Origin of the sequence: Sinorhizobium mexicanum, assembly GCF_013488225.1 — a bacterium.
Lineage (GTDB): Bacteria > Pseudomonadota > Alphaproteobacteria > Rhizobiales > Rhizobiaceae > Sinorhizobium > Sinorhizobium mexicanum.
This window is the reverse complement of record NZ_CP041238.1, coordinates 3,404,517-3,422,249: the sequence shown is the minus strand read 5'-3', so window position 1 is coordinate 3,422,249 and position 17,733 is coordinate 3,404,517. Positions and strand designations below refer to the sequence as shown.

Annotated in this window: 17 protein-coding genes; 12 read left to right on the top strand and 5 right to left on the bottom strand. The window is 62.0% G+C overall.

Translation table 11 applies throughout. The features are described from left to right. Positions 1-389 precede the first annotated feature (389 nt). The 3 genes from FKV68_RS16230 to FKV68_RS16220 are packed head-to-tail and all read left to right on the top strand — an operon-like array spanning position 390 to position 2,835. The gene (locus FKV68_RS16230) at positions 390-821 is read left to right on the top strand and encodes an SxtJ family membrane protein (protein WP_180938842.1); all 432 of its coding nucleotides are present in this window, start codon (positions 390-392) and stop codon (positions 819-821) included. Positions 822-840: 19 nt separating this feature from the next. Continuing rightward, entirely contained in the window at positions 841-990 is a 150-nt protein-coding gene (locus FKV68_RS16225; protein WP_180938841.1) for a DUF5989 family protein, read from the top strand. Between the two features lie 12 nt (positions 991-1,002). Next, positions 1,003-2,835: a carbamoyltransferase family protein gene (locus tag FKV68_RS16220; protein WP_180938840.1), complete on the top strand. Its 1,833-nt coding sequence runs from the start codon at positions 1,003-1,005 to the stop codon at positions 2,833-2,835. A 90-nt stretch (positions 2,836-2,925) separates the two neighbouring features. Here the strand turns inward: FKV68_RS16220 and FKV68_RS16215 are convergent, their stop codons facing one another. Then, entirely contained in the window at positions 2,926-3,945 is a 1,020-nt protein-coding gene (locus FKV68_RS16215; RefSeq protein ID WP_180938839.1) for a LacI family DNA-binding transcriptional regulator, read from the bottom strand. Positions 3,946-4,254: 309 nt separating this feature from the next. Between FKV68_RS16215 and FKV68_RS16210 the strand changes: the two genes are divergently transcribed. The 5 genes from FKV68_RS16210 to FKV68_RS16190 all read left to right on the top strand — a co-directional run bounded on the left by FKV68_RS16210 (position 4,255) and on the right by FKV68_RS16190 (position 10,212). Next, complete coding sequence (locus FKV68_RS16210) at positions 4,255-5,301, top strand: ABC transporter substrate-binding protein (RefSeq protein WP_180938838.1); 1,047 nt, start codon at positions 4,255-4,257, stop codon at positions 5,299-5,301. 271 nt (positions 5,302-5,572) lie between these two features. After that, the gene (locus FKV68_RS16205; RefSeq protein ID WP_180938837.1) at positions 5,573-6,394 is read left to right on the top strand and encodes an ATP-binding cassette domain-containing protein; all 822 of its coding nucleotides are present in this window, start codon (positions 5,573-5,575) and stop codon (positions 6,392-6,394) included. Then, on the top strand, positions 6,391-7,653 hold the full coding sequence (locus FKV68_RS16200; RefSeq protein ID WP_180938836.1) for a sugar ABC transporter permease: 1,263 nt from the start codon (positions 6,391-6,393) through the stop codon (positions 7,651-7,653). Before FKV68_RS16205 ends, FKV68_RS16200 begins: the two co-directional genes overlap by 4 nt. A 27-nt stretch (positions 7,654-7,680) precedes the next feature. Then, positions 7,681-8,409 carry an SDR family oxidoreductase gene (locus FKV68_RS16195; protein WP_180938835.1) on the top strand — a complete coding sequence of 243 codons (729 nt, stop codon included), beginning with the start codon at positions 7,681-7,683 and terminating at the stop codon, positions 8,407-8,409. Positions 8,410-8,580: 171 nt separating this feature from the next. Further along, positions 8,581-10,212, top strand: coding sequence for an FGGY-family carbohydrate kinase (locus FKV68_RS16190; protein WP_180938834.1), 1,632 nt, complete (start codon positions 8,581-8,583; stop codon positions 10,210-10,212). 90 nt (positions 10,213-10,302) lie between these two features. Here the strand turns inward: FKV68_RS16190 and FKV68_RS16185 are convergent, their stop codons facing one another. Then, on the bottom strand, positions 10,303-11,325 hold the full coding sequence (locus FKV68_RS16185; RefSeq protein WP_180938833.1) for an LLM class flavin-dependent oxidoreductase: 1,023 nt from the start codon (positions 11,323-11,325) through the stop codon (positions 10,303-10,305). A 257-nt stretch (positions 11,326-11,582) separates the two neighbouring features. Then, a complete protein-coding gene (locus FKV68_RS16180) occupies positions 11,583-12,641 on the bottom strand; it encodes an adenylate/guanylate cyclase domain-containing protein (RefSeq protein WP_180938832.1) in 1,059 nt (352 codons plus the stop codon). Positions 12,642-12,891: 250 nt separating this feature from the next. Between FKV68_RS16180 and FKV68_RS16175 the strand changes: the two genes are divergently transcribed. The 4 genes from FKV68_RS16175 to FKV68_RS16160 all read left to right on the top strand — a co-directional run bounded on the left by FKV68_RS16175 (position 12,892) and on the right by FKV68_RS16160 (position 16,421). Further along, complete coding sequence (locus FKV68_RS16175) at positions 12,892-13,341, top strand: SRPBCC family protein (RefSeq protein ID WP_180938831.1); 450 nt, start codon at positions 12,892-12,894, stop codon at positions 13,339-13,341. Between the two features lie 218 nt (positions 13,342-13,559). Then, a complete protein-coding gene (gshB, locus tag FKV68_RS16170) occupies positions 13,560-14,504 on the top strand; it encodes a glutathione synthase (RefSeq protein ID WP_180938830.1) in 945 nt (314 codons plus the stop codon). A gap of 169 nt (positions 14,505-14,673) precedes the next feature. Beyond that, positions 14,674-15,309, top strand: coding sequence for a LysE family translocator (locus FKV68_RS16165; RefSeq protein WP_180938829.1), 636 nt, complete (start codon positions 14,674-14,676; stop codon positions 15,307-15,309). 104 nt (positions 15,310-15,413) lie between these two features. Then, a complete protein-coding gene (locus FKV68_RS16160) occupies positions 15,414-16,421 on the top strand; it encodes a serine hydrolase domain-containing protein (RefSeq protein ID WP_180938828.1) in 1,008 nt (335 codons plus the stop codon). A 231-nt stretch (positions 16,422-16,652) separates the two neighbouring features. Here FKV68_RS16160 and FKV68_RS16155 read toward each other — a convergent pair whose 3' ends face one another. After that, positions 16,653-16,991 (bottom strand): cytochrome C oxidase subunit IV family protein, encoded by a 339-nt coding sequence (locus tag FKV68_RS16155; RefSeq protein ID WP_180938827.1) that lies wholly within the window; start codon positions 16,989-16,991, stop codon positions 16,653-16,655. Between the two features lie 10 nt (positions 16,992-17,001). Beyond that, the gene (locus FKV68_RS16150; RefSeq protein WP_180938826.1) at positions 17,002-17,724 is read right to left on the bottom strand and encodes a heme-copper oxidase subunit III family protein; all 723 of its coding nucleotides are present in this window, start codon (positions 17,722-17,724) and stop codon (positions 17,002-17,004) included. Positions 17,725-17,733 lie beyond the last annotated feature (9 nt).

Here is a 17,733-nt window from a genome sequence, read left to right as displayed (position 1 = left end):
GGCACGCACTCACGCGATCGAATTTTTCACCCATCAGGACGAAGTTGCAAAGCGGTCAACAACCGGGCACACGAGCACAATGATATTCAGTAATATCAGTCGAAAAATTCTGTTTTGAACACCAAAAGCCTGACCGGCATCGTAACGTTAGCCAACATGTAAAAATCCATTTCCTTCTATGCTGTCATCGGTTGCCGATATGCCGCGGCAGAGCATTGACTGATGCGGATTTTCTCCACGGAAACCGTTTCTATATCCATCGGCATATTGACCAAACCTGACCGCTGTTGCTGTAGTTTGGTCATGAATTAATGCGATTGTGAGGGACTATTGCCCTCGATTTCAGTTCACCAACATTGACGCCGGGCGCTTGATTGAGGTGGGTAGCAATGAGCGCGTCGCATGAGCCGATCATAGAAAGCATCCCGGAAGGTCCGTCCAACCGTAGTTTCGGGTACACCGTCGGCGGGATTCTTGTTTGCATCGCAGTGTTGAGATGGTGGCAGGCTGAGCACGCCACCCTACTCACCATTGCGCTTGGTTCCATCGGTATTGCGCTTGTCATCCTGGCATGCCTGGCTCCGCATACTTTGACGACAGCGAACCGGCTCTGGACCAAACTCGGCCTGCTCCTGTTCAAGGTGATCAATCCGGTCGTGATGCTGCTGATCTATGTCACCACCTTCATTCCGATCGGGGTTCTGTTGCGATTGCGCGGCCACGACCCCTTGGGGGCAGCATTCGACCGCAGCGCAAGCACCTACTGGAGGACGAGATCCCCAAACGAGCCGCCGCCGGCGACGATGCGCAACCAGTACTAAATGTCGAGAGGGAAGAGAGATGGAATTCGTCCAGGAGCTTTTCGCCTATATGGGTAACCGAAAGAAGTTCTGGTTGCTCCCGATCCTGATCATGGTGTCGGTATTTGGAACGCTGGTGGTCCTCACACAGGGCACCGCGGTCGCGCCGTTCATCTACACCCTGTTCTGACGCGGGGCCCTCGTGCGCGTTCTGGGCATTTCCGCCTTTTATCACGACAGCGCCGCGGCTCTGGTCGAAGACGGCCGCGTCCTCGCGGCCGCGCAGGAGGAACGCTTCACTCGAAAGAAGCACGATCCGCGGTTTCCTGCGCGGGCCATCGAATATTGCCTGGCGGAAGCGCGCTGCGGCATGAACGATATCGATCATGTCGTGTTTTACGACAAACCGTTCCTGAAATTCGAGCGGCTCCTCGAGACCTATCTTGCGACGAGCCCGAGGGGGTTTCGTTCCTTCAAGGTTGCGATGCCGGTATGGATCAAGGAGAAGCTGTTTCAAAAGAAGCTCCTTCGCAAGGATCTGGGCAGGCTTGCCGGAGTGAAGGAATGGGCGGGATCGCTGCTCTTTACTGAGCATCATCTGGCGCACGCCGCGAGCGCGTACTTTCCTTCTCCCTTCTCCAGGGCGGCGGTATTGACCATGGACGGGGTCGGCGAATGGTGCACGACATCCCTTGGCCACGGCCGCGACAATCACCTTGAAATATTGAAGGAAATCCATTTCCCCCATTCCCTCGGCCTGCTTTATTCCGCCTTCACCTACTACACCGGCTTCAAGGTGAACTCCGGCGAGTACAAGCTGATGGGGCTCGCGCCCTATGGCCGGCCGCGCTTCGCCCAAACCATCCTCGACCATCTTATCGACCTCAAGGAGGATGGCTCGTTTCGGCTTGATCAACGCTACTTCGACTATTGCACCGGTCTCACGATGACGTCGCCGGCCTTCCATCGCTTGTTCGGCGGCGATCCGCGCAAGCCGGAGTCCCCGCTTACCCAGCGCGAAATGGACCTGGCGGCCTCGATCCAGAGCGTTACGGAAGAGGTCGTATTGCGGCTCGCACGGTTCGCGAAGCAGGAAACCAATGAAAGAAATCTTTGCCTGGCGGGTGGCGTCGCGCTCAACTGCGTTGCCAATGGCAAGCTCCTCAAGGAAGGCCTCTTCGAGGACATCTGGGTGCAGCCCGCGGCCGGCGATGCAGGCGGCGCATTGGGTGCGGCACTCGCCGTATGGCATGACTACCTGAGCCAGCCCCGCGTCACAAACGGCGGGGACAGTATGGCCGGGGCCTATCTCGGTCCGAGCTACGGACAAGGTGAAATCGAACAGCGCCTTGCTGCTGCCGGCGCCACCTACCGGGTTCTGTCCGACGCCGAAATCACGACAGACACGGTCGAGGCCCTTGTGGAGGAAAAGGCCGTTGGCTGGATGCAGGGGCGCATGGAGTTTGGGCCGCGTGCGCTTGGAGGGCGCTCGATACTCGGCGATCCGCGCTCGCCGACGATGCAGAAGACGCTCAATCTCAAAGTCAAGTACCGGGAGAGTTTTCGCCCCTTTGCTCCCTCAGTCCGCCGCGAGGACGTAGCCGACTGGTTCGATCTCGATGCCGACAGCCCTTACATGCTGCTCGTCGCTGACGTGCTGGAGCGCCGGAGGTTGCATGCCAACCATCCGCAGGAACAGTTGTTCGGCATCGATTTGCTGAATGTGCCGAGATCAGAGATTCCGGCTGTCACCCACGTCGATTACTCGGCGCGCATCCAGACGGTGCATCGCGAGACGAACCCTCGCTATTGGGATCTCTTGACAGCCTTCAAAGCGCGCACCGGCTGTCCAGTCCTTGTCAACACCAGCTTCAACGTGCGGGGAGAACCTATCGTCTGCACGCCTGAAGATGCATTCCGATGCTTCATGGGCACCGAGATCGAACGGCTCGTCGTCGGCAACTGCATGCTGAAGAAGGAAGACCAGCCTGAACGTCTACGCAAGGACTACAAGGAAGAGTTCGAACTCGACTAATTGCATGTCGCCCAAAAGTTTGCAGCATTGGGACAGCGACGTGCATGAAAGCAAAGCCCCTTTCGTGCGTCGTCGGCAAAACTCCCGTGATCACCCCGTCTGCTCGACGATCGGCGGAATCTGGATCACTTTCAGGTCCGATGCGCCGGAGTCGATGATCTCGAAGACCGCGTCGAGCATTTTTGGAACGTCCTGGCGAACCATTTCGATGTGGTCGCCGAGCATGGCCACGAAAGGATCCCAGTCGAAGCAGCCGAGGTGCGGCATCCGGTCGGCATAATGGCCGGAGCGACGGATCCACCGCATGACGCCTTCAAGCGAAATGGTCGAGTTGACAAACATGCCGCGCGGCAGTGCATCCACCTTTTCCGCCATCGCCTTCATGGCGTTCTCTGCCTTCTCGGGCGCATAGCCACAGGTCAGGACGAGCGTCTCGTCGACCGCCACCCCCGCCTCGGCATGGGCGGCGCGGAAGCCTCTCACACGCTCCGCTGTGTTGTGGTCGGTTCCGCGTCCCCCGACGAAGAGCAGCGGTGCCTTTTCACCGAACTCCCTCTCGCAGTTCGCCAGCACGCGCCGCGTGAGTTCGAGCGCGCCGCCGAAATTGTCCGAGATGACCGATGGCACACGCGAACCCGGCAGGTCGAGGTTCACGGCACGGACGCCGGCAGCCGAACAGATGTCGGCTATTCGATCCGGATCGGTCGCACCGGTCGCGATCAGGCAGTCCACCTGGTACGAAAGCATCGCGCGGGCCGCTTCGATTTCTAGTGCGGGATCGCGGCGCGTGCAGGTGATGATCGGGAAAAGACCCCTCTCGCGGGCCATGGCCTCGAACTGTTCCACGATCGAGCCGAAGTAACGGTTGTCGTACTTCGGCACGATCATGCCGATGATTTTCGATCGCTCGCGACGGAGCACGCTCGCCTGCATGTTCAGCGCATAACCCTGTTCCTCGGCAAGCCGGGTGATCTTCTCGGCCAACTGGCTGCTGATGCGGCGCTTCTTCCAGTTTCCGTTCAGCACGGCACTCACCGCGCTCGCCGAGGTGCCGGCCAATTCAGCCAGGTCGTAGATCGTTGTCCTTTTCGTCGGAATGCTGCGCTTCACGAATTTTGATCTCCATTTTCGAACGCCACCTTGACATCAAAGAAGTTAAGTGGCAATTCGGCTTCATCGATTGAGCAAGCAAGCACAATCGATGAAGCCGCCAGTTTCGCAAAAAGCTGGGCAGGGAGGAGTCAGACAGGAATCAAAGAATCAAGCGCCGCGGTGTTCGCTGCGGCGAACGACCGGCTGCGCCCTGATGGGCCCACAAAAGCCGTCTGGAATTGTCGCCGGACGACTTCGCGATATCTTGGGGGTGTCGCCCTTCAACAGCTTCAGGACGCCGGCGAAAATCAACCTTGGAGGAAACTTATGAAGACGATCTATTACTTGCTTGCCTCGACCGGCCTTGCCGTGTCGCTCAGCAGCGCCGCCGTTGCGCAGGAAGCGGCCACCGTTGCCTTCCTGATGCCGGACCAGGCATCGACTCGCTACGAGGAACACGACTATCCGGGCTTCAAGGCGGAGATGGAGAAGCTCTGCCCGAGCTGCACCGTCATCTACCAGAACGCCAATGCGGACGTGGCGCTTCAACAGCAGCAGTTCAACTCCGTAATCGCGCAGGGCGCCAAGGTTGTCGTGCTCGATCCGGTTGATTCCGCCGCGGCCGCCGCGCTCGTCGAAATCGCCCATTCCCAGGACGTCAAGGTGATCGCCTATGACCGTCCGATCCCGGACAAGCCGGCAGACTATTACGTTTCGTTCGACAACGAAGGCATCGGCCGCGCGATCGCGCAGTCGCTGGTCGATCATTTGAAGGCGTCCGGCGTTGCGGATGGTTCCGGCGTCCTGCAGATCAATGGTTCGCCGACCGATGCGGCTGCTGGCCTCATTCGCGACGGCATCGATTCCGCCCTCGATGCATCCGGCTACAAGACGCTCGCCGAATTCGACACGCCGGACTGGGCGCCGCCGAAGGCGCAGGAATGGGCCGCGGGCCAGATCACCCGTTTCGGCGACCAGATCAAGGGGATTGTCGCGGCCAACGATGGAACCGGTGGCGGTGCCATCGCGGCGCTCAAGGCTGCGGGCGTCAAGCCCGTTCCGCCCGTCACCGGCAACGATGCGACGATTGCGGCATTGCAGTTGATCATCTCCGGTGATCAGTACAACACGATCTCGAAGCCATCCGAGATCGTAGCGGCGGCTGCCGCCAACGTCGCCGTGAAGCTGATCAAGGGCGAAACGCCGGAATCGACCCATAAACTGTACGAAACGCCCTCGCAGCTCTTCACTCCCGCGGTGGTCACGGCCGAGAACATCAAGGCCGAGATCTTCGACAAGAAGATCAACACGCCGGAGGAGATCTGCACCGGCGAATATGTTGAAGGCTGCCGCAAACTCGGCATCATGAACTGAGACTCTGCTGTCGTGTTCGGTCGCGAGGCGCGGCCGAACACATCTCCGAGATCACGATGATTTTTGGTCGACCCATAATCATGGTCGTGATGGATTCCAAAACCTGGAACGGGATGCCTGGCGGTATCGCTCATACGTTTCGTTGATCCCGCTCCACTGCATGTTTTCCTGGATCGCACCCGATTAAGGGCAGAAACATGCAGCAATTCAAAGCGCTACAGCGTTTTTCCGCGCCCGATGCGTGGCGCTGTGGTCGAAAGGTCGAAAGGCGATGACACGCGATATCCAGAGTGCCCCCGCAAAGGGTGAGCCTGTGCTGCGTCTTCGCGGCATATCCAAGAATTTTGGCGCCGTATCCGCACTCACCGACATCGAGCTCGACGTCAACGGGGGCGAAGTCGTTGCGTTGGTGGGAGACAACGGCGCCGGCAAGTCCACGCTCGTCAAGATCCTCGCCGGCGTGCATCAGCCATCCGCGGGCACGATCGAGTTCTGCGGAGAGGGCGTGACGCTCGACAACCCCGCAAAGGCGCTTGGCCTCGGGATTGCGACGGTTTTCCAGGACCTGGCGCTATGCGAAAATCTCGATGTCGTCGCGAACCTGTTCCTCGGTCACGAGCTGGCTCCCTGGCAACTCGACGAGGTCGCGATGGAAGTGCGCGCCTGGACGCTTCTGCGGGAGCTGGCCGCGCGCATCCCGTCCGTGCGCCAGCCGATCGCGTCGCTCTCCGGCGGCCAGCGCCAGACGGTGGCGATCGCGCGCTCGCTGCTGTTGGATCCCAAGCTCATCATGCTCGATGAGCCGACGGCGGCACTCGGCGTCGCCCAGACTGCCGAAGTCCTCAACCTGATCGAACGCGTCCGCGACCGCGGGCTCGGCGTCATCATCATCAGTCACAACATGGAAGACGTGCGCGCGGTGGCGGATCGCATCGTCGTGCTGCGGCTTGGCCGGAACAACGGCGTCTTCCTGCCGGACGCGTCCAATCATGACCTCGTTACCGCGATCACCGGTGCCACGGAGAACGCCGTTTCGCGCCGGCTCGACCGCAAGACCGGCCTCGCCAACGAGCAGAGCGGAGGAGCCGCATGAGCCAGAATCCTTCGAACACCGCTGTCCAGACCCAGCAGAGGCTTGACCGCAGCGATGAACGTGTGCGCCACGACGAGGGAATCCTCGACATGGTGTGGGGCTTCATCGATCGCGTGCGGTCCGGCGACCTCGGCATGCTGCCGGTCGCGGTGGGCCTCATTGTCATATCGATCATCTTCTCAGCCCTCAATCCGGTCTTTCTTGCTCCCAACAACCTGGTGAACCTGCTCTTCGATTGCGCCACTGTGGGCGTGATCTCGCTGGGGATCATCTGCGTGCTGGTGCTGGGCGAAATCGACCTTTCGGTGGGCTCCATGAGCGGCCTCGCCTCGGCGATGGTCGGGGTGCTGTGGGTGAATTCCGGCTGGCCGATCGCCGCAGCGATCTTCGCGGCGCTTCTGGTCGGGGCCGCAGTCGGACTGATCTACGCGACCCTCTACAACCGGCTCGGGATGCCGAGCTTCATCGCCACGCTCGCTGGTCTTCTCGCGCTGCTGGGCATGCAGCTCTATATCCTGGGGCCGACCGGTTCGATCAACCTGCCATACGCTTCCTCGCTCGTCCGCTTCGGGCAGATATTGATCATGCCGGACTGGCTCTCCCACACGCTGGCGCTGGTGCCGGGTCTGGTGATGATCGGCAAGGGCATGCGCACGATGCGCCAGAGGCAGGCGGCGAACCTCTCCGCCCAGCCGCTTGGCGCGCTGATCATCAAGGCGGTCGTGCTTACGGTCGCGCTTGAAGCGGCAGTCTTCTACCTCAATCTTGGCCGCGGCGTGCCGTGGATGTTCGGCCTGTTCGTCGCTCTCGCCGTGATCCTCAACTACGCGCTGACGCGCACGAAGTGGGGCCGCTCGATGTTCGCGGTCGGCGGCAACCGGGAGGCCGCGCGCCGGTCGGGTATCAACGTGCGCCGAATCTACATGAGCGCCTTCGTTCTCTGTTCCACGCTAGCCACTCTGGGCGGCATCCTGTCGGCATCACGTCTTGCCTCATCAAGCCAGCAGGCCGGCACGGGTGATGTCAACCTCAATGCAATCGCGGCGGCCGTCATCGGCGGCACCAGCCTCTTCGGCGGCCGTGGCAGCGCCTATTCGGCTCTGCTTGGCATCATCGTCATCCAGGCGATCTCGAACGGTCTGACGCTGCTCAATCTGAGTTCGTCGCTCCGCTACATGATCACCGGCGGCGTTCTGGCAATCGCTGTCATCGTCGACTCATTGGCCCGTCGTTCCCGTGTCAGCCACGGACGCGCGTGATCCAATCTATTGGAATGGAGTTCTAAAATGGCTGACCTCATGAAAGGCAAAGTCGCCGCCATCACCGGCGCAGCATCGGGCATCGGTCTGGAATGCGCCCGCACGCTGCTTTCGGAAGGCGCGAAGGTCGTTCTCGTCGATCGCGCTCAGGACAAGCTGGAGCAGCTCTGTGCCGAGCTCGGCGAAAACGCCCTGCCGCTGGTCGTCGATCTTCTCAAGCCCGCCGAAGTCTCAGGGATGCTTCCGAGGATCCTGGATATCGCCGGAAAGCTCGATGTCTTCCACGCGAATGCCGGTGCCTATATCGGCGGGCCGGTGGCCGAAGGTGACCCGGACGCCTGGGACCGGATGCTCAACCTTAACATCAATGCGGCGTTCCGCTCAGTGCACGCCGTGCTGCCCCATATGATCGAACAGAAGTCGGGTGACATCCTCTTTACAAGCTCGATTGCGGGCGTTGTCCCCGTCGTCTGGGAGCCGATCTACACGGCATCGAAATTTGCCGTGCAGGCCTTCGTGCACAGCACGCGGCGACAGGTGGCGCCACATGGCGTACGCGTCGGAGCCGTATTGCCCGGGCCCGTGGTGACGGCACTGCTCGACGACTGGCCCAAGGCGAAGATGGAAGAAGCGCTTGCCAACGGCAGCCTCATGCAGCCGAAGGAAGTGGCGGATGCGGTGCTCTTCATGCTGACGCGTCCGCGCAACGTCACGATCCGTGATCTGGTGATCCTGCCCAACAGCGTCGATCTCTAGATCACGATGATTTAGGTCGGCTCGACCTAAATCATAAACGTGATCGATTCTAATAGGTTAGAGCGGGATGCGGGCGGAAAACCGCACGCACTTTTCCTCATCCCGCTCTGATTATCACCGGCGAGGCTCCGGCCTCCGCCGATCCACGTTCCTGATTGCAGGCGGTAGACCATGACCAACACTTCTCCCGCACGCCCCACGGGCGGCGAACGATATCTCATCGGCGTTGATGTCGGCACCGGAAGCGCAAGAGCGGGCCTTTTCGACCTGACCGGCCGGCTGCTGGCGTCGGGCAAGCGCGATATCACGCTCTTTCGCGAGGCCGGTTCCATCGTGGAGCAGTCGAGCACGGAGATCTGGTCCGCGGTCTGCGGGGCGGTGCGCGAGGCGGTTTCGTCGGCGGGTGTCGATCCTGCAAAAGTCGCAAGCATCGGCTTCGATGCGACCTGTTCGCTCGTCGTCCTTGGCGATGACGGGCGGTCCCTTCCGGTCGGACCGTCGGAGGACGCTCAGCGCGATATCATCGTCTGGATGGACCACCGTGCCCTCGACCAGGCGGAGCGCATCAACGCCAAGAGTCACGACGTGCTGCGCTATGTCGGCGGGCGCATATCGCCCGAGATGGAGACGCCGAAGCTTCTCTGGCTGCGCGAAAATCGTCCTCACGTCTTCGATGCCGCCTGGCAATTCTTCGACCTTGCGGATTTCCTGACCTGGCGGGCAACGGGCGACCTTGCCCGTTCGACCTGCACGGTGACGTGCAAGTGGACCTATCTCGCGCACGAGAAGCGCTGGGATCCGGATTATTTTCGCGCGATCGGCCTTGGCCAGCTCGCGGATGAAGACTTCGTGCGCATAGGTCAGCGTGTCGTGGAGCCGGGCACGCCGGTTGGAAACGGGCTGACGGACCGTGCCGCCGAGGAGTTGGGTCTCCCAGCCGGCACACCGGTCGGAGCCGGCATGATCGACGCCCACGCCGGCGGCATCGGAACGGTCGGCGTTGACGGCCCCCCGGAGAGCAACCTTGGCTATGTCTTCGGAACTTCCTCCTGCACGATGACGTCTACGTCGGAGCCGGTCTTCGTGCCAGGCGTGTGGGGACCTTACTATTCGGCAATGGTGCCGGGGATGTGGCTGAACGAGGGCGGCCAGTCCGCCGCGGGCGCTGCGATCGAGCAGCTTCTGTCTTTCCACCCGGCTGCCGGCGAGGCGCTGGAGCTCGCAGGACGACGCGGCCTCTCGCTGCCGGTCCTGCTGGCGGACCTTGCCGCGCAGAAGGTCCAGGCGCTGTCGGACTCGGTGGAACTGGCGGGCGGATTCCACGTCGTTCCGGAATTCCTCGGCAATCGTGCGCCGTTTGCCGATCCGCATGCTCGCGCGGTCGTCGCAGGGCTCGGCATGGAGAGGGATCTCGACAATCTCGTGTCGCTCTACGTGGCCGGACTATGTGGCATCGGTTACGGGCTGCGTCAGATCATCGATACGCAGGCTTCGTCCGGCGCCCTCATTGACAAGATCGTCATCAGCGGGGGTGCGGGCCAGCTTGATCTCGTCCGCCAGTTGCTCGCCGACGCGACCGGGAAGCCGGTTCTGGCGACGCGCTCCGAAGAGCCTGTGCTTCTCGGAGCGGCCATCCTCGGAAGCGTGGCGGCAGGCGAGTTCCCGGACGTTCGCTCGGCGATGGCAAGGCTTTCCGGCACGGATCGCACCTACGCGCCTGCCGGCGGTGAAATCGCTGCGCGTCATGCGCTGAGATACGATGCCTTCAGAAAGCTGCAGTCGCTTGCGCGGGAGATCCGGTAGGCTCGTCGCAAGCCCACTGCGGTTTGGTGAAGCGACCGCAGATGGTTGCGTCCACCGTCCGTACGTCTTTGGCTCCCGCGGTGGCGTGCCTCAGCGCCACCCAAGAGCGGGAGCGACATGGGTCAGGATCGCCTCGATAACATGCGCGTTATAGTCGACGCCGAGCTGGTTGGGGACGGTCAGGAGCAACGTGTCGGCTTCCGCGATCGCCTCGTCCTTCGCCAGCTCTTCGACGAGGACGTCGGGCTCGGCGGCATAGCTCCGGCCGAAAATCGCCCGGGTCTTCTCGTTGATGAAGCCGATCTTGTCCTCACCCGCACCGCCTCGTCCGAAGTAGGCGCGGTCGCGGTCGTCCACCAGTGCGAAGATGCTGCGGCTGACCGACACCCGTGGCTCGCGCTCGTGGCCTGCCGCCTTCCACGCCTCGCGGAACGCGCGGATCTGGTCGGCCTGCTGCACATGGAAGGGGAGGCCCGTCTCGTCATCCTTGAGTGTGGAGCTCTGCAGATTCATGCCCAGCTTGGCCGCCCAAACGGCGGTGGCATTCGAGCTGGCGCCCCACCAGATCCGCTCGCGCAGCCCCTCCGAGTGCGGCTCAATGCGCAGCAAGCCGGGAGGATTGGGAAACATCGGGCGCGGGTTAGGCTGAGCGAAGCCTTCGCCGCGCAGCACATCGAGCAGGACCTCTGCATGACGCCGCGCCATGTCGGCGTCGGTGCTGCCCTCGGGCGGCTGGTAGCCGAAGTAACGCCATCCGTCGATGACCTGCTCGGGCGAACCGCGACTGATGCCGAGCTGCAGGCGCCCGCCGGCGATGATGTCGGCCGCGCCCGCATCCTCGGCCATGTACATCGGGTTTTCGTAGCGCATGTCGATGACCGCTGTGCCGATCTCGATGCGGCTGGTCTTCGCGCCGATCGCCGAAAGCAGCGGGAATGGCGAGGCCAATTGGCGCGCGAAGTGATGCACGCGAAAATAGGCCCCGTCCGCGCCCAACTCCTCGGCAGCGACCGCGAGGTCGATGGACTGCAACAGCGCGTCTGCGGCCGATCGCGTCTGCGAGTGCGGCGAGGGCGTCCAGTGCCCGAACGAGAGAAAGCCGATCTTCTTCATGGTTGTGCAGCCTACTGCATGATTCCTTAGCTTGGAATCGGTTCAAGGACAAAGTCATCCAGCAATTCAAAGTGCTACAGCGACCCTAGCGCGTTGGACGCGCGGCACTGCAGAGGTTCGATGTTGCAACCATCGCTTCATGGCACAAATCCCGTGCGGGATACAGGCATACCATTCGTTGCCGCATGTTTGCCCGATGCTGCGTGCGGGGATCTCGCCAAGACGAACCGAACCGACCATGTGCCGCTGACAGCCGCTCAAGTATCCGCCAGGGTAAATACGGCGCAGGGCGTCGCGATGCCACGCAACACGTGTTCGCCGAGCGGTACCAGCGGCGTGGTGGCTTCCGCGGCGACCGCGCCCGAGATCAGCACCGAGCGGCCAAGCGGCCGGCACAGCCCCTCCAGCCGGCTGACCAGGTTGACCGCCGGGCCGATGGCGGTGAAGTCCAGCCGGTCGGCCGCGCCGATATTGCCCCACAATATCTCGCCGAGATGCAGCGCCACCCCGAAGGGTAGCGGCGGCAGCCCCTGTGTCTCGCGCGTGGCATCGAGATGGGCCATGCCGGCGCGCGCGGCGACGACAGCGCGCAATGCCGCCGCGCAGGCCTCGGCCGGTGTGCCGGAGACCGGAAAGATCGCCAGCAGGCCATCGCCCATGAACTTCAGCACTTCACCCCCGAAGACGTGAATTGCCCCGGCGACCCGGTCGAACCAGGCATCGAGGGTGGCGATCATCGCCTGGGGGTCCGTCGCCTCGGACAGGGCGGTGAAGTTACGCAGGTCGGTACAAAGCAGCACGGCACGGATGGTCTCTCCAGTGCCCCGACCGAGCGCGCCGGCCTGAACCCGGGCGGCGCTACGGCGGCCGAGATAGGCTTCGAGCAGCGTTGCAAGTGCCGCCCGTTCGGCCAAGGCAGCCAAGGGAGCGGCCGCGAAGCGCGCGGCCTGGCGCAGACGGTCGATCCCGGCAGGATCGAATGACCGGGTGCCGGCCCAGCCAAGCACTAGCCTATCCGGCACCGGGCCGACCGTGTCCTCCAACACCGGCCCCAGCGCCGCGAGCCAGTCGTGTCCTGCCTGGTTGGATGGGCTGCCGGCAAAAGCCAGCGCCTCGGTCACCGTCCCGGTCTCCGCTCGCCACAGCCAGGTGCGGCGGGCGACGATCGGATGCGGCACTGCCATCGTTAGCGCACCGCCGGCCAACGGAAGACCGTCGGCCAGCAGCCGGCGGCCGAGCTCGGCCAAAAAACGATCCGGGCCGGGCGATGCGCCGGCCTCGTCGACCAGCCAAGCAAGGGGTGCGGGTAGATCCATGCCAGGATCATAGCGTCACGTTCGCTCACCTGTCATCCGCGCTACAGCGGCGTTCGCTGCGCAGGAGCCGACGCATCGGAAGAACGTTCAGCAAATTCAAAGATCTAAAGCGAACCTTGCCTGTCCCGAGAAACGCGCGAGGCCGTAAGTGGTGGCGCAGGCAACCGCGGGGGGCTATCATCGATCCCTGTCCGACGTTTCTCCGTTTGACCACAGTCGGGCAGATCATCGCAACCATTGGGGGAGACCGATGCCTGAGACCCTCGTCGTCCGTCGCGAAACACACATTTCTGCGCCACCCGCTGCGGTGTTCGCCCTGCTGACCGATCCTGAAAAGATCCTGCGCTGGATGGGAACGGAGGCTGACGTCGAGCCGGAGCCCGGCGGGCTCTATCTCGTCAATGTCACCGGGTCCCGCTTCGCTCGCGGCTCCTTCCGGGAGGTCGTGCCGGTCCATCGCCTGGTGTACAGCTTCGGCTGGGACGACAGCGAGATCGTGCCGCCGGCGTCGAGCCTTGTCGAGATAGACCTCATCGAACAGCCGGATGGAACGCTGCTCAGGCTGACCCACAGCGGCCTGCCCAATGCCGAACAGTGCGCCGGCCATGCGGAAGGTTGGGCCCATTATCTCGACCGGCTGGGCGAGGCCGCGGCCGGGCGCGATCCGGGACCGGACCCCTGGCACGGCCGCACCGGCTGACGTACCGAAACGCCGTCCGCTTGTTCCTCCTCCGATTGCATCGAGATCGACGAGTATCCGCATAAGGCGTCGGCGACCGTTGCACGGAGGTCGAAGTCGTGCTTCAAGATGGCACGTCACCGACATGTGTCAGCCCGGATGCATGTCTTCAATGAGGTCGGCGAGACCGCCAGCCGGCCTAAATTCCATATTGGCGGCGGTTCGCCGAGAGACTCTCCATGGCACTCAAAGTTGCGGTCCAGATGGACCATATTTCCTCAATCAACATCGCAGGCGATAGCGCCTTTGCCTTGATGCTGGAGGCGCAGGCGCGCGGACACGAGCTTTATCACTATACTCCCGACCGCCTGGCGATGATCGGCGACAATGTCTTTTGCGCGCTTGAACCGGTGGAAGTGCGCGACGAGAAAGGCAACCACTTCGTGCTCGGGGAGAAGCAGCGTGCGAACCTCGCTGACGTCGACGTGGTGCTCATGCGCCAGGACCCGCCATTCGACCTGTCCTACATCGCGGCGACCCATATCCTGGAAAAAATTCATCCCAAGACCCTGGTTGTCAACGATCCGGCTCAGGTGCGCAACGCTCCGGAGAAGCTCTTCGTCACCGAGTTCTCGGATCTGATGCCACCGACCCTCATTACACGCGACAAGGCGGAAATCGACCTGTTCCGCGCCGAATACGGCGACATCGTCATGAAACCGCTTTTCGGCCACGGCGGAGCGGCAGTGGTCCGCCTCACCAAGGACGATCTCAACTACGGTTCGCTCTACGATATCTTCGCGACGACCTTCCGTGAGCCTTGGGTTATTCAACAGTTCCTGCCGAACGTGAAGCACGGGGACAAGCGCATCCTTCTCGTTGACGGTGAATTTGCCGGAGCGGTCAACCGTGTGCCGGCGGCCGGCGATCTGCGCTCCAACATGGTGCGCGGCGGCGCGCCGACCGTCGCTGACCTGACGAAGAAGGAACGGGAAATCTGCGAGCGGTTAGGTCCGTCGCTTCGCGAGAAGGGGCTCATTCTCGTCGGCATCGATGTCATCGACGACAAGCTCACCGAAATAAACGTGACGGCGCCGACCGGCATCCGCGCGGTTAGGAAGCTTGGTGGTCCGGACGTAGCAGCGAAGGTGTGGGACGTGCTGGAGGCGAAACGGGCGGGGTGACTGTTTCTGTCTGGTGACATCGCTGCAGAGCCGTTGACGGACGACGATACCAGACGGCTCTGCGAAATCGAAGAAGACCGGCACGAAGGCGGAAAATCAATCAAAACTAATCATTTTTCGATCAAGTGACCGAATGGTAGCGTGAAGGTCCAGTTCGATTGGATCGCCTATGCTTGAATATTCGCTTGCTCATTGGATGGCATTTCTCACGGCTGCCATCCTGCTGAACGTGTCTCCTGGTCCAGATATGGCTCTTATCCTTGGCCACACGATCAAGACCGGGACAAGGGCGGGATTTTCAGCGCTCTTCGGCATTTGGACCGGCTCGCTCGTCCACGTCCTTCTGGCCGCGTTCGGCCTCTCGGCAGTTCTCGCCGCATCGGCAACCGCCTTCACGGCCGTCAAGTGGATCGGCGCGGTCTACCTCGTGTGGCTCGGTATCCAGGCGCTGCGCGCAGGCGGCGGAAGTGCTTTTGCGAAAACGCAGGACGAAGTCTTGAACTGGAGACAGATTTATCGCCAGGGTGTCCTGGTTGCCGCGCTCAACCCCAAAGTCGCCATCTTCTTCCTCGCGTTCCTGCCGCAGTTCGTCGTGGAGGGCGCTGGGCCGGCCTGGTTGCAGCTTGCCGTGCACGGCCTCCTGATCATCGTCGTTGCAGCGTTCATCGAACCACCGCTTATCCTTGCTGGTGCACGGTTCACCCGTTTTATCAAGCGGAATGGCCGGATCTCTCTCTGGCTCGATCGCGGGCTTGGCGCGCTCTTCATTGCACTCGGCATCCGCTTGGCGATGACGACTCGGTAGGCTAGGCGTCTAACTGGGGTTTCGCGATAAACTGGCTTCAAATCGACGTGAGTTCTGTCGGCCGCTTGGTGATTTCGTCGCGCATCCACCCTAGGGTGAGACGCGTGATCAAGCTGATAGCGGCCTTCCTGTCGTTCTTCGCGTTCCTGCCGGGCGCGATCGCGCAGGAGGCCTCTTCCGTCCCTTCGCTGCTCGAAGACCTTGCGGCCCGTCGGGATCTGACTTCGCTGAAGACCGTCATCATTGCCCGTAACGGCAAGGTCGTCGCGGAGCGCGGCTATCGCGGTCATGCGCCGGAGGATTCGACCAACATCAAATCGGCGTCGAAGTCCATCGTCTCGGCTCTTGTCGGCATTGCGATCGATAAGGGCCTGCTCGAAGGCCCGGACCAGAAAATTGCGCCGATTCTGAAAAGCGACCTGCCGGCATCGCCGGATCCCCGCATCAACGACATCACGATCGGCAACCTGCTTTCAATGCAGGCAGGGCTAGGCCGAATGTCGGGGCCGAACTACGGGCGCTGGGTCTCCAGCCGCAATTGGGTCCGTTTTGCATTGGCTCAGCCTTTCGACGACGAGCCCGGAGGGCGGATGCTCTATTCCACGGCCTCCACTCATCTTCTTTCGGCGATCCTGACGAAAGTCAGCGGCAAATCGACCCTGGCACTGGCGCGCGAGTGGCTCGGTCCGGTCGAGGGCTTCCGGATCGGCGCCTGGGAACGCGATCCGCAGGGCATTTATCTCGGCGGCAACCAGATGGCGATGAGCGCCCGCTCGCTGCTTGCCTTCGGAGAGCTTTACCGCAACGGCGGCAAGACCGCCGAAGGCCGGCAGATCATTCCGCAAGACTGGATCGATCTCTCATGGCAGGCGCGCACCAACTCGCGTTTCTCTGGCGACGCCTATGGCTATGGCTGGTTCGCGCGGCAGATCGGCGGCGAGGATGTCCATTTCGCCTGGGGCTACGGCGGCCAGATGCTCTACATCGTGCCGTCCTTGCACCTGACCGTGGTGATGACCTCGGAGGAAAGCGGGCCTTCGGCGCGCAACGGCTATCGCGACGCGCTGCATGGCGTCATGGCCGAGATCGTGAAAGCAGTCCAAGCGTCCTAGCGCATCGGCCCGAAAATCGGAATCGATTTTCGGAAAGCACGATGCGTAGATTCAAAGACTTTGTGCGTCCTGAAGGACGCACGGCGCTGTAGATCATTTCATTGAAACAGTGAAAGGATCTAACTGGTTGAAACTACGCAAGTCCGGACGGAAAACCGTTACACACTTTTCCTGGAATTGCTCTAAATGCGGCATGCCGCGGTCGGAATGACCGCGCACTGCGTATGCTGTTCAGGGCGCCGCGCCGAAGAACAGGAGCCGCGTCAGGAGCACATAGGTCGACTCCGACACCATCATCCCGACGAAAACCAGGACGAGTAGGGGCGGCAGCAAAATCGCGTAGATCAGTGCGAGGCGCTCCCAGGCCATGTGCATGAACACGGCGACGATGAGGCCGGCCTTGAGCACCATGAAAATCAGGATCAGCGACCAGCGCAGATAACCCTGAAGGCCGACATAGTCGACCAGATAGGAAAAGGTGCTGAGGACGAACAGCAGGCCCCAGACCACAAGGTAGAGCTTGATCGGGTGATGCTGCTGCTGTGCGGCGTGCGCCTCAACCGGAGCCATGATGCCCTCCTCACCAAAGATAGAAGAATGCGAAGATGAAGACCCATACCAGATCGACGAAGTGCCAGTAGAGGCCGGTGATCTCGACGATCTCGTAGTGACCCTTGCGGCTTGTGAAGAAGCCGCGCCGCTCCGTGTCGAAATCGCCGCGCCAGACCTTGCGGGCGATGATCAGCAGGAAGATCACGCCGATCGTCACGTGGGTGCCGTGAAACCCGGTGATCATGAAGAAGGTCGAGCCGAACTGCGCCGCCCCCCAGGGATTGCCCCAGGGCCGCACGCCCTCAGCGATCAGCTTTGACCATTCGAAGGCCTGCATGCCGACGAAGGTGGCGCCGAACAGCGCGGTCAGGAGCATCAGCGCGGCGGTCTTCTTCCGGTCGCGGCGGTAGCCGTAGTTGACGGCCATCGCCATGGTGCCGCTGCTGGAGATCAGGACGAACGTCATGATGGCGATCAGGATCAGCGGCACCTGGACCCCGCCGATCTCCAGCGCGAAGACCTCGCTCGGGTTCGGCCAGGGTACGGTCGTCGCCATGCGCGCCGACATGTAGGCGATCAGGAAACAGCCGAAAATGAACGTGTCGCTCAGGAGGAAGATCCACATCATGGCCTTTCCCCAGGAGACATTCTTGAATGCCCGCTGGTCCGAAGCCCAGTCGGCGGCCAAGCCGGCGAGACCGGATGGGCGGGAGAGCGTTTCCAGGGAGGACGGCTTTAGTGGAGCGGACATGTCAGCGTT